This is a genomic window from Mesorhizobium sp. Ca11 (assembly GCF_020165275.1).
Classification (GTDB): Bacteria; Pseudomonadota; Alphaproteobacteria; order Rhizobiales; family Rhizobiaceae; genus Mesorhizobium.
Map to the genome: position 1 here is coordinate 47,001 of NZ_JAIUHU010000013.1, position 22,234 is coordinate 69,234.

At 63.3% G+C, this 22,234-nt stretch carries 22 protein-coding genes; 12 read left to right on the forward strand and 10 right to left on the reverse strand.

The window, feature by feature from the left end; all coding sequences use genetic code 11:
- Positions 1-93: 93 nt before the first annotated feature.
- Both LB538_RS21670 and LB538_RS29370 read right to left on the reverse strand, forming a co-directional pair.
- Positions 94-633, reverse strand: a complete 540-nt coding sequence (locus LB538_RS21670; protein WP_224529254.1) for a dihydrofolate reductase family protein — start codon at positions 631-633, stop codon at positions 94-96.
- Between the two features lie 117 nt (positions 634-750).
- Complete coding sequence (locus LB538_RS29370; RefSeq protein ID WP_411909046.1) at positions 751-891, reverse strand: hypothetical protein; 141 nt, start codon at positions 889-891, stop codon at positions 751-753.
- A gap of 262 nt (positions 892-1,153) precedes the next feature.
- On the opposite strand from LB538_RS29370, the gene LB538_RS21680 reads away from it, so the two are divergent.
- Both LB538_RS21680 and LB538_RS21685 read left to right on the forward strand, forming a co-directional pair.
- Entirely contained in the window at positions 1,154-1,585 is a 432-nt protein-coding gene (locus LB538_RS21680; RefSeq protein ID WP_224529250.1) for a hypothetical protein, read from the forward strand.
- On the forward strand, positions 1,585-2,451 hold the full coding sequence (locus LB538_RS21685; RefSeq protein ID WP_224529248.1) for an alpha/beta hydrolase: 867 nt from the start codon (positions 1,585-1,587) through the stop codon (positions 2,449-2,451). The genes LB538_RS21680 and LB538_RS21685 overlap by 1 nt, the downstream gene beginning before the upstream one ends.
- Before the next feature lie 139 nt (positions 2,452-2,590).
- On the opposite strand, the gene LB538_RS21690 is transcribed toward LB538_RS21685, so the two are convergent.
- Entirely contained in the window at positions 2,591-3,913 is a 1,323-nt protein-coding gene (locus LB538_RS21690) for a cytochrome P450 (protein WP_224529246.1), read from the reverse strand.
- Positions 3,914-3,973: 60 nt separating this feature from the next.
- Here LB538_RS21690 and LB538_RS21695 point away from each other — a divergent pair, with 60 nt between their 5' ends.
- The 7 genes from LB538_RS21695 to LB538_RS21725 all read left to right on the forward strand — a co-directional run bounded on the left by LB538_RS21695 (position 3,974) and on the right by LB538_RS21725 (position 12,522).
- Positions 3,974-4,900, forward strand: coding sequence for an Lpg1974 family pore-forming outer membrane protein (locus LB538_RS21695; RefSeq protein WP_224529245.1), 927 nt, complete (start codon positions 3,974-3,976; stop codon positions 4,898-4,900).
- 18 nt (positions 4,901-4,918) lie between these two features.
- Positions 4,919-5,776, forward strand: a complete 858-nt coding sequence (locus LB538_RS21700) for an alpha/beta fold hydrolase (protein WP_224529242.1) — start codon at positions 4,919-4,921, stop codon at positions 5,774-5,776.
- A gap of 288 nt (positions 5,777-6,064) precedes the next feature.
- Positions 6,065-7,114: a LacI family DNA-binding transcriptional regulator gene (locus LB538_RS21705; RefSeq protein ID WP_224529240.1), complete on the forward strand. Its 1,050-nt coding sequence runs from the start codon at positions 6,065-6,067 to the stop codon at positions 7,112-7,114.
- A gap of 75 nt (positions 7,115-7,189) precedes the next feature.
- Positions 7,190-8,437, forward strand: a complete 1,248-nt coding sequence (locus LB538_RS21710) for an ABC transporter substrate-binding protein (RefSeq protein WP_224529238.1) — start codon at positions 7,190-7,192, stop codon at positions 8,435-8,437.
- Positions 8,438-8,767: 330 nt separating this feature from the next.
- Positions 8,768-9,688: a carbohydrate ABC transporter permease gene (locus LB538_RS21715; protein WP_224529235.1), complete on the forward strand. Its 921-nt coding sequence runs from the start codon at positions 8,768-8,770 to the stop codon at positions 9,686-9,688.
- Positions 9,688-10,545 (forward strand): carbohydrate ABC transporter permease, encoded by an 858-nt coding sequence (locus LB538_RS21720; RefSeq protein ID WP_224529233.1) that lies wholly within the window; start codon positions 9,688-9,690, stop codon positions 10,543-10,545. Before LB538_RS21715 ends, LB538_RS21720 begins: the two co-directional genes overlap by 1 nt.
- Before the next feature lie 18 nt (positions 10,546-10,563).
- Complete coding sequence (locus LB538_RS21725; protein WP_224529231.1) at positions 10,564-12,522, forward strand: glycoside hydrolase family 127 protein; 1,959 nt, start codon at positions 10,564-10,566, stop codon at positions 12,520-12,522.
- 12 nt (positions 12,523-12,534) lie between these two features.
- Here LB538_RS21725 and LB538_RS21730 read toward each other — a convergent pair whose 3' ends face one another.
- From LB538_RS21730 to LB538_RS21740, 3 genes are all read right to left on the reverse strand, one after another.
- Positions 12,535-13,341 carry an endonuclease/exonuclease/phosphatase family protein gene (locus tag LB538_RS21730; RefSeq protein WP_181170758.1) on the reverse strand — a complete coding sequence of 269 codons (807 nt, stop codon included), beginning with the start codon at positions 13,339-13,341 and terminating at the stop codon, positions 12,535-12,537.
- Between the two features lie 24 nt (positions 13,342-13,365).
- Complete coding sequence (locus LB538_RS21735) at positions 13,366-14,826, reverse strand: phospholipase D-like domain-containing protein (RefSeq protein WP_224529228.1); 1,461 nt, start codon at positions 14,824-14,826, stop codon at positions 13,366-13,368.
- Between the two features lie 150 nt (positions 14,827-14,976).
- Positions 14,977-15,804 (reverse strand): oxidoreductase, encoded by an 828-nt coding sequence (locus LB538_RS21740; protein ID WP_224529226.1) that lies wholly within the window; start codon positions 15,802-15,804, stop codon positions 14,977-14,979.
- A gap of 75 nt (positions 15,805-15,879) precedes the next feature.
- Here LB538_RS21740 and LB538_RS21745 point away from each other — a divergent pair, with 75 nt between their 5' ends.
- A complete protein-coding gene (locus LB538_RS21745) occupies positions 15,880-16,812 on the forward strand; it encodes an AraC family transcriptional regulator (RefSeq protein ID WP_224529224.1) in 933 nt (310 codons plus the stop codon).
- Between the two features lie 76 nt (positions 16,813-16,888).
- On the opposite strand, the gene LB538_RS21750 is transcribed toward LB538_RS21745, so the two are convergent.
- From LB538_RS21750 to LB538_RS21765, 4 genes are all read right to left on the reverse strand, one after another.
- Complete coding sequence (locus LB538_RS21750; RefSeq protein WP_224529221.1) at positions 16,889-17,536, reverse strand: class I SAM-dependent methyltransferase; 648 nt, start codon at positions 17,534-17,536, stop codon at positions 16,889-16,891.
- A gap of 38 nt (positions 17,537-17,574) precedes the next feature.
- Positions 17,575-18,633, reverse strand: coding sequence for an aminopeptidase (locus LB538_RS21755; RefSeq protein ID WP_095767841.1), 1,059 nt, complete (start codon positions 18,631-18,633; stop codon positions 17,575-17,577).
- Positions 18,634-18,750: 117 nt separating this feature from the next.
- The gene (locus LB538_RS21760; RefSeq protein ID WP_411909047.1) at positions 18,751-18,993 is read right to left on the reverse strand and encodes a hypothetical protein; all 243 of its coding nucleotides are present in this window, start codon (positions 18,991-18,993) and stop codon (positions 18,751-18,753) included.
- A 101-nt stretch (positions 18,994-19,094) separates the two neighbouring features.
- On the reverse strand, positions 19,095-19,844 hold the full coding sequence (locus tag LB538_RS21765) for a DUF899 domain-containing protein (protein ID WP_224529219.1): 750 nt from the start codon (positions 19,842-19,844) through the stop codon (positions 19,095-19,097).
- 118 nt (positions 19,845-19,962) lie between these two features.
- Here LB538_RS21765 and LB538_RS21770 point away from each other — a divergent pair, with 118 nt between their 5' ends.
- Both LB538_RS21770 and LB538_RS21775 read left to right on the forward strand, forming a co-directional pair.
- The gene (locus LB538_RS21770; RefSeq protein WP_224529216.1) at positions 19,963-21,183 is read left to right on the forward strand and encodes a helix-turn-helix domain-containing protein; all 1,221 of its coding nucleotides are present in this window, start codon (positions 19,963-19,965) and stop codon (positions 21,181-21,183) included.
- A 33-nt stretch (positions 21,184-21,216) separates the two neighbouring features.
- Positions 21,217-22,221, forward strand: a complete 1,005-nt coding sequence (locus tag LB538_RS21775) for a zinc-dependent alcohol dehydrogenase family protein (RefSeq protein WP_224529202.1) — start codon at positions 21,217-21,219, stop codon at positions 22,219-22,221.
- Positions 22,222-22,234 lie beyond the last annotated feature (13 nt).

Here is a 22,234-nt window from a genome sequence, read left to right on the forward strand (position 1 = left end):
CCGAAAAGTGGGAACCGGTTTTCGGAGAAGATCATGCTCCAACAAAGAGTTAGATCAGGATGGCGATTCAACGAAACGTCATCCTGATCTAGTCTAAGCTTTCGCGACCGCCCTGTATTCCATCGCCACCACGCCATTGCTGAACGGCACGGCCGAGACAAGCTCGAGTGCTGTCGGTTTGTCCGAAGGAAAAAGCCCTTCGCCCTGGCCTGCGGCTGCCGGATAAACGAGCAGTCTGAGGGTATCGACAAGGCCAACGCCGAGCAGTTGCCGGGCGAGATTCACGCTGCCATGCACATAGATGTTGCCGCCGCTTCGTTGCTTCAGCCGGGTGACCGCATCGGTAAGGGGGCCTTCGAGCAATTCGGCCGGATGCCAATCGAGGCCTTTCAAGGTCGTCGAGGCGACATATTTCGGCAGTGCGTTGAAGCGGTCGGCGAAGTCGCCTTTTTCCGCAGGCCAGTGGCCGGCAAAGATTTCGTAGGTCACGCGTCCGAGAAGCATGGCGCCGCTGTCGGCAAGCTCATCCTCCTTGAAGGCCTGCATCTCGTCGGTCCAGGCGACGTTCGGCAGCCTCTCGTGCTCGGCGATTCCGTCGATGCTGATGAATTCGGTGACGATGAGCTTTCTCATGGCATCCTCTATTGGTTAGGTCTCGCACCATAGGACGGCCACGCGGGCGCGTTCCCGACAAAACAAAAAAGCCCGCCGGAATGACCGGCGGCTTTCGCTTTGGCTGGAGGCCTTGGCTTAGTTGAACTTGTACTTGGCGTCGATCCGAACGGTGTGGAAGGACGGCGTCGCCATCGCGAGACCGCTCGGGATCGGCAATGCATCCGAGAAGTCTTCCTTCTCGAATTGCGAGTAACGGTATTCGATGCCGACGGTCATCTTGTTCGACAGGGCAGTTTCCAGGCCCGCGCCGACCGAGAAGCCACTGGAGGGCCATGGTGGCAAGCGAGGGCAAGAGGCTGGTGTGAGCCGGGCGCCGGAGCGGCATCGCGGCGCCGATGACCTCCCACCCCTGAGATGCCGCGCCAGCTCGTATGGCATGGATCTGCTCAAGGTCGGTCGTGTGGCTGCGCTTTCCCACTAGCCGCGCCCCTGCTGCTGATCATAATCTTCCGCGCGCAATCGAAACGCCCGAGTCCGCATGAGCAAGCTTCTCTTTACCCGCGTTCCTTTCAACCCGGTCTCTCTCGGGCTCGTCTGCAATTTCATTGCGCACTACCCGCCTTTTGACGGCTACGAATTCGGGCAGATGGTAAAGTCCTTGCGCTACCAGATCGAGCAGCAGACGCATCTCATCGGTTCCATCGACGATGCGATCGTTGCTTACGTCGGCTGGATCGTGACCAACCGCGAAATTGCCGAGACGTGGGTTGCAAACAGGGGGCCGCTCAATCCCGATCCCGGCGGCAACGCGATTGCCGCGACCGTGATGGCGACGCGCTCGTCCTCGCACATCCTGCCGCTGATCAAGGAGGCGAAACTGCTCAACCTCGATAAGTCGGTCTACTGGAAGCGCGATTTCATCGACGCCCGCGGTGCAATGAAACGCGCCGTCCGCAAGCGGGACGCCTGATGGACGAGGCCAAGCACACCAAGGTGTTGACGCAGGAAATCCTCATCCGTCTTGGCGATCGTTATGCCTCGATGTTTGTGCGCATCTGGGAGCCGACCGGACAATCGCGCGGGACCGTGTTCTGCCTGCACGGCTTTGCCGGCAATGGCTCCGATTTCGATTATCTCGCGGCGTTCCTTTGCCGCAATGGCTATCTGGTGATCTGCCCCGACCTGCTCGGACGGGGGCGCAGCGCCTATACGGGCTCCGGCTACGATATTGATCTCTATTCCAGGTGCCTGCGCGCGCTCGGTCAGTTTTCCGGCAAGGAGAACCATTTCGTCGGCACGTCATGGGGCGGGCTGATCCTCGTTCTGTTCCTCTATGCGAACCGCAGCCGCGTCGACAGGATTGTCCTCAACGATGTTCCCCTGGTTGGCGGGCCGAAGGTCGATGCATTGCGAAACGAGGCCATCCGCGAAGCAGCGCTTGTATTCCAGACGCGCGCCCAGGCAGGGGAATATCTGCGTGCGGCAAATCCGGGCATGGGGCGGGTGGAGACGCGGGTCCTCGACCGGTTTATCGATAGCAGAATTGCCGCGGGGGCTGGCGGGTTTCGTTTGGCCTACGATCCGGCCACGACCGGGAATTTCGAGGCCATGACCGGCCGCAAATATGACCTGTTCCCAATGGTCGCCAAGCTCGAGGCCCACATCATGCTCATGTACGACCGCGAGAGCGGGCTTATCGACAGGCAAGCCTTCGAACAATCACGCCGCACCCGACCCGATCTTTGCATCGTCGACTACATCGATGCCGGCAACCCGCCGTCGCTGATGACGCCCGATCAAGCTTTCCTGATCCTCGGTTTTCTATCAGCCATATGAGCAGTCCGTCACGGCGGGATCGCACTTCGATGAAAATATATGCTCCCAGCCGATCTCGACCCCAACGAGGCGGCCGGGAAATTGATTAGCGGCTTTTCGGACTTGCTTAAATGTCGGTCGAAACAGGCAGGCGGGCCCGTTAGCGTCTTGATACCGTGACCGACATGCCGCTCGCCGGGCGCAGCGCCAGCGCATAGTCGAAGCGGATAACGTCGTCGGCACGGGTAAAGGCGAACTGGCGCACGACCGCGCGAACCGCCTGTTCCACCTCGAGTCGGCCCAGGCGTGCGCCTCCGCACATACGCGGTCCGGTCAGGAAGGGGATGAAGGCGCGGCGGTCGAAACTGTTGTTGATGAACTCCTTGCGGCTGGCATCGAAAGTCCTCGGATTTTCCCAGAAGGCGGGATGTTGGTGAACGCCGACGATCGACAGCATGATAAGCTGTCCGGCCCTCAGTGCGGTGCCATCGATGACCGTATCGGTGCCCACCTCGCGGGTCAGGAACGGGATCGGCGGAAAATAGCGCATCGTCTCGTTGATGAAGCAGTCCGTGAACGGTGTTTCTTCTTCGTCCCCGGCGATCTCCTGATGCACGCGCTCCTGGGCCTTTTGGTTCGCGCCGAGCCGGTCGATCACCCATAGCGCCGTCGTCACGGTGGTCTCGACGCCGGCAAAGAGGTTCATCACAAACTCTTCGATTGGCGAAAAACCGTCAATTCCGCCAGCCTTCTCCGAGAAGCGGGCCATTTCCGCCACCGTGCGTGGGTCTGCCGTAAGCTGCGAGCCGAAATCGGCGATGATCGCGCGGGCATCCTGAATGGCGCTGTTGCGCTCGGCATCGGTGGGCGTGACCCAGGAATAATATTGCAGGCGCCGCAGCACTTCGCGCGTGCGGTCAAGCAGCGTGGCCGTCGGCCCCGCCTGCGCGACAAGGCCGAACGCCTGGTAGAAAATCGTCATGGCACCAGCGAAAAGCGCCTGCTGGATGCCGGCGAGCGAGGTCTCGCAGCCGGCAAGACAGTTGCCGAAGACTTCAGCCACGCCTTGGTCATGGGCGGGCTTCGCCGCCGCGAGATAGCGGTCCTGGGTGATCGCGCGCCTGGTAGCCCATTCCTCGTCGTTGGTGTTGAAGCGGCTGAAGCCGAGCGCCGAGATCAGAGAGAAATTCTTGCGAAAAAGGGCGGGAGTCTTGGCGATCCTGTCCACGGCCTCCGGATGGTCGAAGACGACGAGACTGCCGATTTCCTTAGCGCGGGTTGCTCGTCCATCATCCTGCCCGCTCCGCGCGAATAGGTTGTAGACGAGATTGTTGAGCATGCCTTCAATTTGCGCTGGATCGCTCACCTTGCCTCCATGTCTGAACGCCCGACCACCTTGGTATTCGTTCAGCCAACGATGTCCCTTATTGTTGCAAAAATGGGACAGCGGCGCCGCAAAGTCGTTGGCATCCCGCAGCGGCAATATGCGTTTATAAACTTGTCTGCAATAACGACCCCGGCTGGAATCTGGGTGGGGACTTAAATGCATTCGCAGGGCAAGGGTAAATTTTTGGCTACGGTGGCGGCATCGGCTGCCTCCGTGACGGCAATAGGCGTGGGCACGGCTCAAGCCACCGAGGCGCAGCCTTCGGATCAGACGGTCATCGATTCGCGCGTTAAGCTCGCATTTGAAGGCGCGTACTTTTGGAACAATGTCCACAACGACGACAAGCTCAGCAGCGATAAGCTGGGCAACAGCAACGGCGATATCTCCGGATCGGTGGCGCTGACCAAGCAGATTTCTCCGGACCTTGATTGGCGACTTGCCGGCGCCTTCCATCTCGGCAAGGACCGGTCGGTCCTTCTCGGCGAGGGACCTGTGACCAGTCCTTCAAACGGCATGGTGAGCGTTAATTTCGGCGACGGCTACAGCTTCCAGGCTTTCGATTTCGACATCGGCAAGCACGTCAAGGTGCAACAGGCTGACATCCGTTTCTTCGGCGGCTTGCGACTGGTGCATTCCGACGAAACATTAGGCGACTTTTCAGAGAAGTTCACGCCTACCAATCCCGCCGACAAGGGTATCGCCGCTGACAAGATCGGTACGGCCGAGTACTGGGGCATCGGTCCGCACGTTGGTGCGGAAGCTTACTATCCCGTTGGCGAAAACTGGGGCCTGACGGGTTCAGCTTCAGGCGCCGTCATGTGGGGCCGCCGCACCGAGCGTCTCGGTTTCAATATCTCCTCCACAAACCCTGACGAACACTTTTCCGAAACGGTGGCCAGTCAGGGCTCGAACGAGACGGTCTCGAATCTCGACGCATCGCTCGGCCTGAGCTGGACGCCGATAACGAACACTACCTTCACCGCTGGTTACAAGGTCGAAGCGTGGCACAATCTGCTTGTGAACGCAGACCACAAGAATCAGGTGTTCCAAGGCCCGTTCCTGCGCCTCGAAGTCAAAATGTGATCGCGGCGGCCGGTCAGGGTGACTTCGAAGACAGGTTTCGAGTCTAGGTTCGCATCGAACAGGAACGTCAAACTGCACTACGTCGCGGCGGGCTCCGGCCCGCCACTTCTTTTCCTGCACGGCTTTCCCGACTACAGCCTGGGTTGGCGCCGGCAGATCGAGGCTCTGTGCGGCAGTTTCAGGGTGCTGGCACCGGATTTGCGCGGGTTCGGGCGAAGCGACGCGCCGCGGGGGCATGCCCAATACACGCTACTGCCGCATCTGGTCGAGGACGTCCTTTCAGTGCTCGTGGCCGAACAACTGTCCCAGGCCTCGATCGTCGGTCACGACTGGGGTGCTACCATTGCTTGGTGGCTGGCTATGCGGGTGCCGCAGGTGATTCGCCATCTGGTCGTCCTTTCCACCCCTCATCCGCGCAACTACCTGCGCGCCATCGCCGATCCGACCAATGCCCGGTTTTTCGCCTATATGCGCCTTTTCCAGGAGGCAGGAGCATCCGCCATGCCAGCGCCGGAGAAGCTTGCTGAATGGGTCGACGATGAAGTCGACAGGCAGGCGCTTGCAGAGTCGCTCCGGCTTTCCGATCCGGAGGCGATGCTGGGTTACTACAGAGCCAACATTCCGCTCGGCAGGGTGCCGGATATCGGCCAATTGCCCCTGGTCAAGGCTCCGACTTTGGTCATGTTCGGCGCCCACGATCCCTATGTTCCGACCAACGCCTATGACGGCACCTTCCGCGAAGTCGATAACGTCACGTCGCTTATAGCCATCCCTGGCGCGGGGCATTTCATCCACCACCAAGCCGCCGGTTTGGTAAGCCGCGAGATAGAGGCGTGGGTGTCGCGGCCGCCGTCCAGCTTTCGCTCTTTGGGGTAGGGCCGTCCGGTTGGAAGGCGCGCGCTAGCTGCTACCGCAGGGGCGTCGCCGTTTGCCCATTCCGTTCAAAGTGGTTTGATCTGCGACGTTCCGAAGCCCGTCCGATTGATGCCCTTCGCGGGCCCGATTGTCACAAAAAAATTCTTGCCTTCATGCTCATCTTCGCCCTACTCTCTGCATGAGAAAACCTTTTCCCAAGTGGTTGCTTTCGACATCCGCCCCCCGGCTCGAATGCGGCAGGCCTCTGTGAGCAAAGGTTTTCTCAACTTGGGAGGTCCTGCACCGAAAATGGTTTCAGACGCCGAGCCAGCGCCAGTTTCCGCCAAGCCGCCGGTCACGCTGCGCGAGGTCGCGGCCGCCGCCGGCGTCAGCGTTGCGACGGCGTCGAAGGCGCTGAACGGGCAGGGGCGCATGACGGCGGAGACGCGCGAGCGCATCCGCGAGACGGCGCGGCTGCTCGGCTTCCGGCCGAACAGCCTGGCGCAGAGTCTCTTGCGTAAACGCTCCTTCACCGTCGGCCTGCTGACCAACGATACCTACGGCCGCTTCTCGCTGCCGCTGATGGCCGGCGTTTCGGATGCGCTGGTCGACAAGGGCGTGTCGGTGTTCCTGTGCAATGTCGAGGACGACCCGCGGCTCGGCCAGCTGCATGTCGAGGCCATGCTCGATAAGCGCGTCGACGGCATCGTCGCCACCGGAAAACGCATCGACCGCCATCTGCCGGTCGATCTATCCAATCTGCGCATCCCGGTCGTCTACGCCTTCACCCAGCCGGATCCCGGCGCGGTCGGCCTCGTTTCCGACGATGCCGGGGGCGCGCGGCTGGCGGTCGAGCAGTTCTTGCGGCTCGGGCGCCGCCGCATCGCCCATGTCAGCGGCCCGGCGAGCTTCGCCGTGGTGCATACGCGGGCCGAGGCTTATCGCGACGTCCTGAGGGAGAACGGCTTGCCCACAGCCGAGCCGCTGCTCGGCGCCTGGTCGGAAGCCTGGGGCCGCGATGCCGTGGCAAGTCTGTTCGGCAAGGCGGGCAGGGAAGGATGGCCGGACGCCGTCTTCTGCGGCAACGACCAGATTGCCCGCGGCGTCATTGATGCGCTGCGCGAGCGCGGTATCCGCGTGCCCGAGGATGTCGGCATCATCGGCTTCGACAATTGGGAGATCGTGGCCGAGGCGACGCGCCCGCCGCTGACCTCGATCGACATGAACCTGGCGAGCCTCGGCCGCGAGGCCGGGCTTGCCCTGCTTTCGCTCGTCGACGGCCACCCGGCCGCGCCAGGCATCAGGAAACTGCCGTGCCGGCTGGTGGTGCGTCAGTCATGCGGCAGTCCGCCGCAATGAAGCAACAAGGCTACGCGCCCGGTTAGACCGGGCGGCGTAGCCAAAACAGGGAGGAGAACCATGAGGAGGAGTAAAATGAAGACCATGTTTGCCAAGCTGGCTTTGGCCGCGGCCGTCATCGGCGGCGGCCTGCAGGCGGCGTCCGCCGAGACCGCCAACATCTGGGTGCGCGCTGACGGCTCGAATTTCATGCCGCGCATCGTCGACGCCTTCAACAAGGCCAACAAGGACCAGATCAAGCTCGACATCATTCCCAATGCCGAGATCATCCCGAAATATGGCGCGGCAGCGGCCGGCGGCACCGCGCCCGACGCGCTCTCGCTCGACCTGATCTACACGCCGTCCTTCGCCGCCGCCGGCCAGTTGGAGGACATTACCGACTGGGCGAAATCCTTGCCCTATTTCGCCAGCCTGTCGCCGGCGCATGTGAAGACCGGCACCTATAAGGACCGCATCTACGGCCTGCCGTTCTCGGCCGACGCCTCGGTGCTGATCTGGAACAAGAAGCTGTTCAAGCAGGCTGGGCTCGATCCTGAGAAGGGACCGACCAACTGGGCCGAGATCGAGGCCGACGCCGAAAAGGTCAACGCGCTCGGCGGCGACATCAAGGGCTTCTATTTCTCCGGCAATTGCGGCGGCTGCAACATCTTCACCTTCACGCCGCTGATCTGGGCCTCGGGCGGCGACATCCTGTCCGAGGACGGCTCGAAGGCGACGCTGGACAGCCCGCAGCTGCGCGGCGCGATCGACCTCTATCGCTCGATGGTCAAAAAGGGGCTGGTGCCCGAGGGCGCGCAGACCGACACCGGGGCCAATTTCTTCGCCGCCTTCGCCGGCGGCAAGATCGGCATCTCGCCGTCCGGCGCCTTCGCCATCGGCGCGCTCAACACGCAATACCCGGACGTCGACTACGGCATCACCTTCCTGCCGGGCAAGGATGGCGGCTGGTCATCCTTCGCCGGCGGCGACAATTTCGTCGTCACCAAGGGCACCAAGAAGATCGCCGTGGTGAAGGAGTTTTTGGACTTCGCCTATTCGTTGGAAGGCCAGACCATTCTGGCCAAATATGGCAGCCTGCCGGTGCGAAACGACATCGCCAAGGACGCGCTGAAGGATCTCGACCCGCGCTACCAGGTGGCGGCCGAGGCGATGGCCAAGGGCAGGACGCCTTATTCGGTGGTATTCAACGACCTGATCAACTCCGCCAACGGGCCGTGGACGCAGATGATCAACGAGGTGTTCTTCGGCGATGACGTCGATGGCGCTATCGCCAATGCGCAGGAGACGATGCAGTCGATCATCGACCAGGCGCCGAACAAGTAGACACCAGGGCCAGCCGGCGGCGAGGATAGCGCAACGCTTTGCCGCCAAGGCTCTGACCGGCCGCCCGCCCCGTCTCCCTGGCCGGGCGGCCGGGGACTGCATCGCTGAATGGCAGGTTTTTATAGCGTTGAGAAAGCACGCTCACCAATCTGAGGCGCCGCGAGGTTCGCTCCCCCTTCTCCCCTTGTGGGAGAAGGTGTCGCCGAAGGCGACGGATGAGGGGTGTTCCAGCGGAGTGAGGCGTTGGCGTTCCCTGGAACACCCCTCATCCGTCTCGGCGCTACGCGCCGATCCACCTTCTCCCACAAGGGGAGAAGGGGGAGCCCGGCCATGACCGCCATCACCGCAACCTCCGCTCCCGCCCGCTCACGCATCGGCGTCAGCCGCCGGCAATGGGTGGGCCTGCTCTATGTCCTGCCGGCCGTCGCCCTGGTCACCGTCTTTTTCGTCATCCCGCTCGGCATGACCGCCTGGATGTCGCTGCACAATTGGCCGCTGATGGGTGAGCATGCCTTCATCGGCCTCGACAATTATTTCGCGATCCTGCGCGACACGCGCTTCTGGAATGCGCTGAAATTCACCTTCTACTACACGGTGATCGTCACCATCGCGATCTTCGCCGTCGCCTTCCCGCTGGCGATCTTCATCGAAAAACCGCGTCCGCTGACCAACCTCTACCGCACCGCCTTCTTCATGCCGGCGGTGGTCGGCTTCGCCTCGGCGAGCCTGCTCTGGTCCTGGCTGCTCAACGTCGATTCCGGCCTGTTCAGCCCGGCCGCTTACGACCTCGGCCTGACCGAAAAGAAGGTCAATCTGCTCGCCACCTTCCAGCCGGCCTTCTGGTCGATCATCGCCATGGTGGTGTGGAAGGTCGCCGGCTTCACCATGATCATCCTGATGACCGGCCTGCAGTCGATCCCGCAGGACCTGCAGGAGGCGGCGGTCATCGACGGGGCAGGGCCGTTCGCAAGGTTCCGGGCCATCACCTTGCCGCTGATGCGCCGCACGCTGGCGCTGGCGCTGATCCTGTCGGTGGCGGGCTCGATTCTCGCCTTCGACCAGTTCTACATCATCCTGCGGGGCGGTCCGCGCAACCAGACGCTGACGGCGGTCTACTGGATCTTCAACCAGTCCTTCGCCTCGTTCAAGCTCGGCTACGGCGCGGCACTCTCGATGGTGCTGCTGGTTATCCTGGTGGCGCTCAGCCTTATCCAGCTCTGGCTGCTGCGCAAGCCCGAGGGGCTCGACTGATGGCCGAGGCGATGTCGCAAAACCGGAAAGTCGGCTTCAGCCTCGCCAGGCACTCCACCGGCATCATCGCCTCGGTATTGTTCCTGGCGCCGATCGTCTGGACGGTGCTGTCGACCTTCAAGCCGGCGCAGGAAGCGCGCCAGCCGCCGCTGCCGCCCTGGCCGACCACCGGCTTCTCGATCGAGAACTACGAGACGCTGAACTCCTTCGGCGACGGGCTCTGGGTCTCGGCGCAGAACAGCATCTATGTCTCGGTAATGACGGTGCTGCTCTCGGTGCTGGTCAGCGTGCTCGCCGGCTACGGCTTCTCGCGCTTCCGCTTTCCGTTCCGGGATTTCTTCTTCATCCTGATCCTGTCGACCATCATGATCCCGTTCCAGTCGATCCTGACGCCGATCTTCCTGGTGCTGACGAAACTCGGTCTCCACAACACGCTGACCGGCCTGGTCTGCGTCTATGTCACGCTGCAGCTGCCTTTCTCGATCTTCATGATGCGCAACGCCTTCGACGCCGTGCCGCGCGAGATCGAGGAGGCCGCGCGCATGGACGGCGCCAACAATGTCACCATGCTCGTCAAGGTGATGCTGCCGCTGGTCTGGCCGGGTGTCGTCACCATTGCGCTGTTCGCCTTCCTCGGCGCCTGGAACGAGTTCCTGGCGGCGCTGGTGCTGATGACCGACCAGTCCAAATTCACCCTGCCGGTGATGATGACCGCCCTTCAGTCCGGCCGCTTCGGCGCCATCGACTGGGGCGCGGTGCAGGCCGGCGTCACGGTGATGATGGTGCCTTGCCTGATCCTGTTCCTGGCGCTGCAGCGCTTCTACATCCGCGGCCTGATGGCCGGGGCCGTCAAGTAATTCGAATGGAGTGAAATCATGACCGCATCGCAGCCCGCCGCGCAGCCCTCCGCCAGGCCGAAGCTCGCCTTCCGGCCGTTGCCAGTGCCGCAGGTCGATGTCCGCGGTTTCTGGGGCGACCGTGTCGACGCGGTCGCCGCCAAGACCGCCGGCATCCTCTACGACCGTTGCGTCGAGGCGCGCATGCTGGAGCAGATCGATCCGGACGTGCCGTCGCCAGGCGTCGTCATCCCCTTCCATGTCAGCGACGGTTTTACCGCGCGCACCGTGACGACGCAGATGTTCTGGGATTCTGATTGGGGCAAGACCATCGAGACCGCGGCCTATTCGCTCTACCGGCGCCGCAACCCCGATCTGGAAAAGAAGATCGACGCCGTCATCGACATGTACGGCAAGCTGCAGCAGGAGGACGGCTATCTCTCCAGCTGGTATCAGCGCATCCAGCCCGGCCTGCGCTGGACCAACCTGCGCGACTGCCACGAGCTCTACTGCGCCGGGCATCTGATCGAGGGCGCCGTCGCCTACTTTCAGGCGACGGGCAAGCGCAAGCTGCTCGACGTCATGAGCCGCTATGCCGACCACATCGCCGACACTTTTGGCCCGGAGCCCGGCAAGCGGAAGGGCTATTGCGGCCATGAGGAGATCGAGCTGGCGCTGGTCAGGCTCGCGCGCGCGACAGGCAACGACAAATATATGAAGCTGGCTAAGTATTTCATCGACCAGCGCGGCCAGCAGCCGCATTATTTCGATGAGGAGGCGCTGGCGCGCGGCGCCGACCCCAAGGACTTCCATTTCAAGACCTATGAATACAACCAGTCGCACAAGCCGGTGCGCGAGCAGGACAAGGTCGTCGGCCATGCGGTGAGGGCGATGTATCTCTATTCCGGCATGGCCGACATCGCGACCGAATATGGCGACGATACGCTCAAGGTTGCGCTCGAGCGGCTCTGGGACGATCTGACGACGAAGAGCCTCTACGTCACCGGCGGCCTCGGGCCGTCGGCCGACAATGAGGGCTTCACCAACGACTACGACCTGCCCAACGAGACCGCCTATGCCGAGACCTGCGCTTCGGTCGGCCTGGTGTTCTGGGCAAGCCGCATGCTCGGCATGGGTCCGAACGCCCGCTACGCCGACATGATGGAGCGCGCTTTGTACAACGGCTCGATCTCGGGCCTGTCGCTCGACGGCTCGTTGTTCTTCTACGAGAACCCGCTGGAGAGCCGCGGCGGCCATCACCGCTGGAAATGGCACCGCTGCCCGTGCTGCCCGCCCAATATCGGCCGCATGGTGGCCTCCATCGGCAGCTATTTCTATGGCCTAGCCGACAATGCGCTGGCGGTGCATCTCTATGGCAATTCGAGCGCCCGCTTCGAGATCGCCGGCCAGCAGGTCAGTCTTGTCCAGACCAGCAACTATCCCTGGGATGGCGCGATTGCGATCGAGATTGGGCCGGAGGCGCCTGTAGAGTTCACGCTTCACCTGCGCATACCCGCCTGGTGCCGCAAGGCGGCGTTGCGCGTCAACGGCAAGCTCGTCGATCTGGAAGCGGCGACGGTCGACGGCTATGCAGCGATCCGCCGCGAATGGCGCCAGGGCGACAAGGTCGAGCTTGATCTCGAAATGTCGATGGCGCGCCTCTTCGCCAATCCGCAGGTGCGGCAGGACGTCGGCCGCGTGGCGCTCGCGCGCGGCCCGCTGATCTACTGCGTCGAGGAAACCGACAATGGCGGCGGGCTGCATCGCATAGCGCTATCGCGCACGGCCAGGATCGAGGCGCACAAGGAGCCGAACCTGCTCGGCGGCGTCGTCACGCTCTCGGCCATCGGCAATCGGGCCGAAACGGAAAACTGGGGCGCCGATCTCTACCGCCCTGAGCCGCCGGCGACCGAGGAGACGAAACTCAAGGCCATTCCCTATTTCGCTTGGGATAATCGGGATCCCGGCGAGATGCTGGTGTGGCTGAGGGAAGGCTGAAAGCGGCCTCTCTCAAAGATGCACGAAGGCCGTCAGCGGCAGGTGGTCGGAGGCGACGCGCGACAGCGGCGTGTCATGCGCCTCGACGCCTGAAACCAGGTCGTGCCGGTTGCCCATGATGCGGTCGAGCGCCAGCACCGGCAGGCCGGATGGGAAAGTCGGCACCGCCGGCGTCGGGCCGAAGGTCGTGTGCAGCGTGTTCAACGCCGAGCGGTTGCCGAGCCGCCATTCGTTGAGGTCGCCCAGGAGCAGCGTCGGCCTCTCGTCGGCGCTGCTCATGATGTCGAGCACGACGCGGGCCTGTTCCGAGCGCGAGCGGCGCAGCAGGCCGAGATGGGCGGCAATGACGCGCAGCGACCGTTTCTCGTCGAGATCGATCTCGGCCACCAGCGCGCCGCGCGGCTCCAGTCCGGGCAGCTTGAGCTGGTGGACGTCGCGCACGGTGCCGCGCTTGAACAACAGCACATTGCCGCGCCAGCCATGCCCCTTGCCGTTGCCGCTGACCGGCACTGGCACCAGCCCCGTTTCCAGCTCCAGGCGGGCCAGGTCGAGCAGCCCGGCCCTGTCGCCGAAGCGGTTGTCGGCCTCCTGCAGCGCGATCACGTCGGGGCTCATTTCGCGGATGACGCGCGCCGTCCGTTCGGGGTCGAATCTGCGGTCGGTGCCGATGCATTTGTGGACGTTGTAGGAGGCAACGACGATTTCCGTGTCGTTGACGCGCTTGCGCGGCGTCGCCTTCGCCTTGCGCGCGCTTCTGCTGCGGATCGAGAGCAGCACGGTCTCAGGCAGGCTGCGTCCTTTGATGTCGTCTATCTCCATGATCCCGATGCTCGATTTCCTGCTCTAAAGATAGGGCGATCCCAGCCACAGCAAACGGTCGAAGACGCGGATTGCGAACGGCCTTGCCTTCAGCGTCTGCAGCGTCACCGGCTGGGCGGTGGAGATGGCGGCCGCGATGCGGGCGTCGATCTCGGCGGCGAAGTTTTTATCCAGCACTTCCAAGTCGATCTCGAAATTCAGCCGCAGCGAGCGGGCGTCCAGATTGGAAGAGCCCACATAGGCCCACGCGCCGTCGATTGCCATCAGCTTCGAATGGTCGAACGAGCCTTCATGGCGCCAGACGCGGCAATAGTGCTTCAAAACCTGGTCGAACTGCGCCATCATCGCATGGTCGACAAGGAAGAGATTGTTCACCGCCGGCACGACGATGTCGATTTCGACGCCGCGCCGGCCGGCCGTGGTCAGCGCGCTGATGAACTCGCGGTCCGGCAGGAAATAGGGCGACATGATGCGGATCGATTTGCGGGCGACCGAAAACGCACCCATCAGCAACTTGAGATTGGTTTCGTTGGACGCGTCCGGCCCGGTCGCGACCGCGCGCACCAGCATCGGCTGCCCTGGCGGCGGCACGACACGCTCGACCTGCCAGGGTCCGTCCTTCAGGGCTTCGTTGCCGGCGAAGCGCCAGTCCTCGGCGGCCACCGAGAACAGATCCGCCACCACCGGCCCGGTGACCTCGAAATGGGTGTCCCGCGAACTGCCGGAACCGGCGAGCTCGGCCGAGAATCCCTTGCGGATGTTCATGCCTCCCGTGAACGCCACCGTGCCGTCGATGATCAGTATCTTCCTGTGAGTCCTGAGATTGGCATAGGGAAGTCTCAGGCCCATGACGATGTTGCCGTTGAAGAGATCGACCGTGACATCGGCCTCCCTGAGCTGCTTCAGGATGCTGGGCACCGAATAGCGTACGCCGACGGCGTCGATCAGCACCCGCACGGTGACGCCGCGCTTGACGGCGTTGCCGAGCGACTGAACGAAAAGCGCCCCGACCGCGTCATTGTCGAAAATATAGGTTTCCAGAAGCACGCTTCGTTGCGCCGCATCGATCGCCCGGCACATCGCCGTATAGGCTTCGTCGCCGGTCTTGAGCACCGCGATGGTGTTTCCCGAGGTGAGCGGGCGCCGCGCCACTCTGTCGCCAAGTATCTTCAGCCCGGTGAAACGCTGGCCGAATTCGGCGTTGATCAAGGCTTCCAGCGCGACGTCCCGGTCATGCCATGCGGCAGCGGCCTCGGGCGAGACCGGCCGCATGGCGCTGATCGTCGCGCGGCGGATCCGGTTGATGCCGGCAATGGCGTAGATGATCGCGCCGAGGAAAGGCGACAGAAGCATCACGCCCACCCAGCCGGTGGCCGCGCGCACGTCTTCCTTCGTCATGATGGCGTGGACGATGCCCACCGCCGCCATCGCCAGCGACAGGATCAGGATAAGCGTCGACCAGTGACTCGCAATCGCCTCGAACATCGGCCCGACTATTGTGCGAGCCGGCGCGGAAGGCAATGCGGACGGTGAGGCTGGTCTAAAGCCGCGCGGCGTCGATGGTCGCCGCCGGCCGCACACCCGGCAAGGTCAGGCTTGCCAGGTGTGCCCGCGTTTGCCCTTGCCGCCACGCGGTCAGCCATCGGTCGAGACGGTTACGGCCTTCCAGGCATCGATCTCTTGCTGCAGCCGCTGGATTCGCTCGGAGACGAGCTTGAGGGCGTCGCTGCCAAGCAGAAGCTGCGGCGGCGGGGCTTCGGTTTCGACCAGGGCCAATACGGCGGTCGCAAGCTTGTCCGGATCGCCAAGTTGCTTGCCGCTTTTCGCCTGTCGGGCCTCTCGGATCGGATCGAACAGCGCATCGTAGTCGCCGATGGACCTCCCGGTCCGGACCATGGAGCGTCCGGCCCAGTCCGTCCGGAAGGAGCCTGGGCAGACGGCGGCAACGCGAACGCCGAATGGGGCCATTTCGGAACGCATCACTTCCGATATGCCCTGGAGCGCGAACTTGCTGCCGCAATAGTAAGCGATGCCCGGCATTGTTATCATGCCGCCCATTGACGTGACGTTGACAATGAAGCCGCGGCGTCGCTCGCGGAACTTGGGAAGAAATGCCTTGGCGACCGCCACGGCGCCGAAGACGTTCACATCGAACTGACGCCGCATCTCTTCCAGTGACGACTCTTCAAGCACCCCCTCGTGGCCATAGCCGGCATTGTTGATCAGGACGTCGACGGGCCCGTGCTCTTCCTCCGCCTGCGCGACGACGTCCGGCACGCGGTCGAACTCCGTGACATCGCAGATGACGGTGCGGATCGCTGGGAGGGATCCGGCAAGCGCCGCGCGTGACGTCTCGGAGCGGATGGTGCCAATGACCGTATGGCCCATCTGGACAGCGGCGGAAGCGATGGCGAGGCCGAAGCCCGAATTGGCGCCGGTGATGAAGAATGTCTTTGTTGCCATGGCCTGCGGTCCTTCATTGATGGAGTGCAGCTTGACAAATAGTATGGTGCGGTAGCGTCCACGATTGCGGTTTCTATGAATAGCTTGCCAAATCCTATCAGAGCGGACGTTGGACGAAGACGAAACCTGATTGAGTTGGCCGGAGCTATCGCCGAGCGCGTTGGCTATAATGCGACGGCGATCGAGGGTGTGCGCGTGCTCCGGACCGAGGCGGTGCTTCACGACGTCCCGGTACTTTACGAACCGGGTGCGGTGTTTGTCCTGCAGGGAAGCAAGCGAGGCATCCTAGAACGCGAAGTCTATCTCTACGATGAAGACCATTATCTGGCGGTGTCGGTCCCTGTTCCATTTCGAATGGAGTCGACAGCCAGCCCCGATCGCCCGCTGCTTGCGGTCTATGTCGAGTTCGACATGCGGATTGCGGCCGAGATTGCCGCGCAGCTGGAGATGCATTCGGCTGTGGGATGCGACCGGCCGCGAAGTCTCGTATCGAGCAGGATGGGGTCCGACATCGAGGATGTCCTGCTGCGCCTGCTGACGGCGCTTCGCAATCCCGCCGAGACCGCCATTCTTGGATCGAGCCTTCTGCGCGAGCTGCATTACCGGGTCCTGATTGGCCCGCAGGGCGGCGCGATGATCGCTGCCTTGCGGCAAAGAGGCAGGTCGGGAAGGATCGTGCGCAGCCTCGCATGGCTGCGGGAAAACTACAGGGCTGAAATCTCGGTCGCCGATCTCGCGGGAGAAGCAGGCATGAGCGCGCCTTCTTACCACGTTCATTTCAAGGAAATGACCGGAAGCAGCCCGATGCAGTACGTGAAAGCCATGCGGCTGCACGAGGCAAGACTGATGATCGCACGCAAGACAACGATCGCTCAGGTCGCGGCTTCGGTCGGATATGCGAGCGCGGCTCAGTTCAGCCGCGACTTCAAGCGGCATTTTGGACGCACGGCTTCTGAGGAGATGGGCTGGGTCCGTCGCCATCTGGGCGATCTCGCCTTGGAAGAGTAGTCCGCTATTGCCGCTCAGCGGTCGCGGGTCGGCACAGTGACGCGGCGCGCTCGAGCCGGTCGGCAAGGCCACTGGCCTAAAGCTTGCTGAAAAAGCCTGACAGAATGTTCGGACCTGCTTCGCCTGGCCGTAGCCTGATCCCGTCCTCGAAGCAGTTCAGCGTCACGCATTCGAAACCGTTGGCTGCGAGGAGCGCCACCAGCGAGTCGCGGTCGAAGTGATGCAGGTGCTCGTTGGGCAGACGCATGCGCCATTTGGCGAACCACGCGTCGCCCTCGGCGCCGAGCTCGCGCCAGCGGCAATAGGGGACGGCGACAGCCAGGTGGCGGGCCTGAAGCCGGGAAAGGAAGCCGAGATCGGGGATGTGCTCCAGCACGTCGAACATGGCGACGAGGTCCCAGGCGCCGGCGAGCGCCTCATCCCAATCGACGAAGCGGACACCCTTGGGCAGTGGGAATTCGGCGATATCGCAGCCGGCGCAATCGGCGACGCCGGTTATCTTCGCGGCTTCGATGAACGTGCCCGTGCCATATCCGATTTCCAGCACGGAACGAGGAATCTCGCCGGTGATACCAAGCACCCAGCCAAGCCGCTGATAACCGAGCTTGATGGTCCGGTCGCTCAGGTCTTCATAATAGGAGATGTATTTCTTGTCGTATTTGATCGGTGTGAAGTCGATCTGGTGGATCACGCCGAACCTGTCCACCTCATAATTGTCCAACATTGTCCGCGCGGCCTCCGGGTGCCGAATTCCTTATAAGGTCAATTGCACGCAGCCACGGTTCTAAGCGCTTCGGCTCGGGAAGGTGCGGGCAACTTTCCGATCCGTCGAACAGAAGCGTAGAACCTCGGGTAGTCGCCGGAGCACAAGTCGAACAAGCGAAGAAACGCCGGGACCTGTTCGCCGTAGACAGCGGTCGCGGCGAGCTTTGCGTTGTTGATAGGGCTATCGAACCAGGCATCATATCCCCGGTATCCAGCCCATCGCCTGTCGCGCATTTGCCGGTAGCGCATCCGCAGCCTGTCGATGGCGGCTGCTTTGGCGGCCGCCATCTGCTGCGGACTGCGGGGACTTCCATAGACCTGCCTCAGCTCATCCCGGGTTTTCGATATCAGTCCGAGAAAATCGGCCTTGCGCTTGCGATCGATTTCGTAGCTGCGCAATCCGGCGCGATTGCCGGTGGCGCGGAGCCATTTCCTCGTACCGGTGGTTTCGACGGAAACCGCGAAAGCCTCGTTGAATGCGGAGTCGCCGTTCACATAGACTTTCTGATGCGCCAGCTCATGGAAAATAAGGCTTGCGAGGTAGGTGTCGTCCTGACGCAGCATGGTGCTGAGCAGCGGATCGCTGAACCAGCCCAGCGTGGAATATGCGGTGACGCCCGACACATAGACGTCCAGCCCCTGCCGCTGCAGTTCAGCAGCACTTTCGAGCGCGTCTTTGCGCGAAAAATATCCCTTGTATGGAACGCAGCCGAAGACTGGAAAGCACCAAGTTATCGGCGCAAGCGAGAATTGCGGCGCAGCAAACACGGCCAAGGTCACATTGTTCCGACCGACGTCGACATAACTGCGGTAGCTGTTATTATCGGGCAGCGCCAGCTCTTCCGTGGCAAAGCGGCGTATGGCGCTGGCGGAGGTCAATTTGGCGCGCAACGCCTGTGGCGTCGACGGATCGCGGATAAGTCTTCCAACGTTCTTGCGCGCGGCCATGATCTCGACATGGCCCTCCAACGACTGCGCGTAGTAGGAAATGCTGGTGCATCCAGTCACGCCGGACGCCAGGATCGCCGCGGCAAGCAATCGAAAAACGCGCTTCACAGCCTGCCCACCGCCTGCCCGTCTCCCATGGAGCAAATGTCTGCTCCCGTGTCTCAGGCGCGCCTGTTTTCGTCAAGACCTGGAGGGCAGGTCGGACTTTAGATTGCTCAGCGGCCATCACCTCCGCCGCGCCGCCAGCCGCAGCCACGGCGCCAGATGGAACGCTGCCATCAACAGATACATCGGCACCATGCCGCTGAGCGCCGAGGCGCCCGACATGCACATCATGTCCTGGCCGCCATAGGCCGCCGTGAGCAGCGCCATCGTGGCGAAGGTCGGCGTCGCGGCGAGGCAGAGCCAGTCGGCGAGGCCGAAGCCGATCAGGCCGTTTGGGCGAGGGGCAGGATTGTCGATGCTCATGATATCCACCTTCTGATGCGGGCAGGGTTCGAGCCCGTTGGAACAAGCGCGAGGCGATCTGCTCCGGCGGCGCGGTTTGCGCCACCGGAACCGCTTCACGCTCAGGCGTTCTTGTTGCGGAACGCCGCTTCGCCGGCATCCGAGACCTCGACCCATCTCTGGTCGGGGGCGGCGCCTTCCCCGTAATTGTCGTGCCAGTTCCACCATTTGTAGGTCTGGGTCTGCGGATAGCCCTCGGGCGAATCCTCCCATACCTCCTGGCGGCCGAGCGGGGTGACGTCGAGATAGCTCCAGACGGTGCCAAAGGCTTCGTCGCCGCGGTTGTTGACGAAATAAGTGCGGAAGATGCGCTTGCCGTCATGGATGAAGACGTTGTGGCCATGCCATTCGTCGACGCCGAAATCCTTATCCCAGCTATCGGTGATGGTGTACCAGGGCATCTTCCAGTCCATGCGCTGCTTCAGCCGCTGGATGTCGGCCTGCGGCGCGCGCGAGGCATAGGCAAGCGTGGTGTCGCGGGCGTTGAGATGCGCAAGGTTGCCGACCTGGTCGGCGCCGAGCGAGCAGCCGCGGCACGCATGTTCTGGCCAGCCATAGACGCCGGGCTCGAAGAAGGCGCGGTAGACGACGAGCTGGCGGCGGCCTTCGAACAGGTCGAGCAGGCTCATCTTGCCGTTCGGGCCTTCGAACACGTAGTCCTTCTTGACTTCCATCCACGGCATGCGGCGGCGTTCGGCGGCCAAAGCGTCGCGGGCGCGGGTGAGCGCCTTTTCCTTCACGAGCATCTCTTCATAGGCGCCTTCCCACGCTTCCTGCGAAACGACCGGCGGTGTCTTCATGTGTTGGGTCATTGCTCTTGTCCCGTTCTTGGGTTTGGTTGGGGTGACGAGGACAGAATAGGGCCGCGCCGGCGATGGTGAGAGTTACAAGTGTGACGCGATTTGCTGTGGCGGGCGCTGAGACGGTGGCATGGATTCGCTGATCAATGCCGCCGGCCGCGCGCTCGCCGCAGGCGATCCGCTCGGCGCCTTGAAGCGCGTCGCGCTGCGCGACGACGCGCCGGCGCTGGCCCTGCGCGGCATCGCGATGGCGCAGCTCGGCGATTTCGCCAAGGCCAAGGCGCTGCTGAAGGACGCCGCCCGCGCCTTCAGTCCGAGGGAAGCGGTGGCGCGCGCCCGCTGCGTCGTCGCCGAGGCCGAGATCGCGCTGGTCTCGCGCGACCTTGGCTGGCCGGAGAAGGCGCTGCGGTCCGCCCGCGCGACGCTCGCCGCGCATGGCGACCGGCTGAACGCCGCCTATGCCGGCAGCCTCGAGGCGCGCCGCCTCATCCTGGTCGGCCGCCTCGACGAGGCCGAGCGCCTGCTTGCGGACTTCGATCCGACGCCGCTGCCGCCGGTGGCGCGCGTCGCGCATGAACTGGCCGCGGCCGGCATCGCCGTCCGGCGCCTGAGGACAAAGGCGGCGCGCTCGGCATTCGGCCGGGCATCGCTTGCCGCCTATCAAGCCAACATCCCGGCATTGAAGGCCGAAGTCGAAGCGGCGTCCCTGGTGCTGAACACGCCGGTGGGCCGGCTGATCGCGCGCGGCGCGGAGAAAGAGTTGCTGCTCGACGAGGTCGAGGCGCTGCTGGGGTCCGGCGCGCTGGTCATCGATGCTTGCCGCAACGTCGTGCGCGAAGGCGGCGCCGTGGTCTCGCTGGCGACCCGGCCGGTGCTGTTTGCGCTGGCGCGCACGCTCGCCGAAACCTGGCCGGCGGATGCCTCGCGTGAGACATTGCTGAGGCGCGCCTTCCGGGCGAGGCATGTCGATGAATCGCATCGCGCACGGCTGAGGGTCGAGATGGGACGGCTGCGCGCCGAGCTCGCCGGGATGGCCGAGATCAATGCGACCGCCGGCGGCTTTGCGTTGACGCCGCTGAACGCCGCCGAGATCGTCGTGCTGGCGCCGCCTGTCGAGGATGAGCATGGCGCGGTGCTTGCCTTCCTGACCGATGGCGAGGCCTGGTCGAGCTCGGCGCTGGCGATCGCGCTTGGCGCCAGCGCGCGCACCGTGCAGCGGGCTCTGGAGCAGTTGTCGGCCGAGCACAAGGTGCAGGCGGTGGGCCGCGGCCGGGCGCGCCGCTGGATGATGCCGCCGGTCACCGGATTCCCGACTGTCTTGTTACTCCCCGGTCCGCTGCCGAGCGACTAGTTTGCCGGTACTCGGCATCGAGGGAGAGACGTCATGAAACTGATCAGATTAAGAGCGCCCGGCGGCCTGGAACAACTCACGCTGGTCGAGGAAGATCGGCCCGAGCCCGGACCGGGCGAGTTGCTGGTCCGAATCCGGGCATGCTCGCTGAACTTCCACGACAGCATGGTTGCAACGGGCAAAAAGCCCTGCGCCGACGGCCGCATTCCGCTGTCCGATGGTGCTGGCGAGGTGATTGCCGTCGGAGAGGGCGTCGACGCATTCGAGACCGGCGATGCCGTTGTCAGCTGCTATTGGCCCAATTGGCTTGGTGGCGAGGCTACGCCTGCCACCAAGCAGGGCGAACCGGGCGATGATGTCGATGGCTATGCAAGGGAATATGCCTCGATGCCGTGGCATGCTTTCACGAAAGCGCCGGCGGGTTACACCCATATGGAGGCGGCTACACTCAGTTGCGCCGGAGTAACCGCCTGGAGGGGCCTGGTGGTGTGCGGTCAGGTGAGGCCCGGCGATACGGTGCTGGTCCTCGGCGCGGGCAGCGTGTCGTTGTTCGCGCTGCAGTTCGCCAAGATGGCGGGCGCCCGTGTCATCGCGACATCTTCCTCCGATGACAAGCTCGAAAAGCTCAGGCGGCTCGGCGCCGATCATCTTATCAATTATAAGGCCGTGCCGGACTGGGGCCGGAAGGCCAGGGACCTGAGCGATGGACGCGGTGTCGATCACGTGGTCGAGGTCGGCGGCCCCGGCACGCTGGCGCAGTCGATAACGGCCTGCAGGATGGGCGGCCACATCGCGCTGATCGGCGTGTTGACCGGCTTTGCCGCAGAAGTGTCGATCCCGGCGCTGTTTTCCAATCAGATCCGCATCAATGGAATTTCCATCGGCAGCAGAGCTGACCAGGAAGATATGATCCGGGCGATAACGGCCAACGGCCTGAGGCCTGTTATCGGCCGCAGCTTTCCGCTGCGCGATATTGCCTCGGCTTTCCGGGCGTATGAGAGCCAGAAGCATTTCGGCAAGATCTGCGTCGAGCTTTGAGGCGGTTCATAAA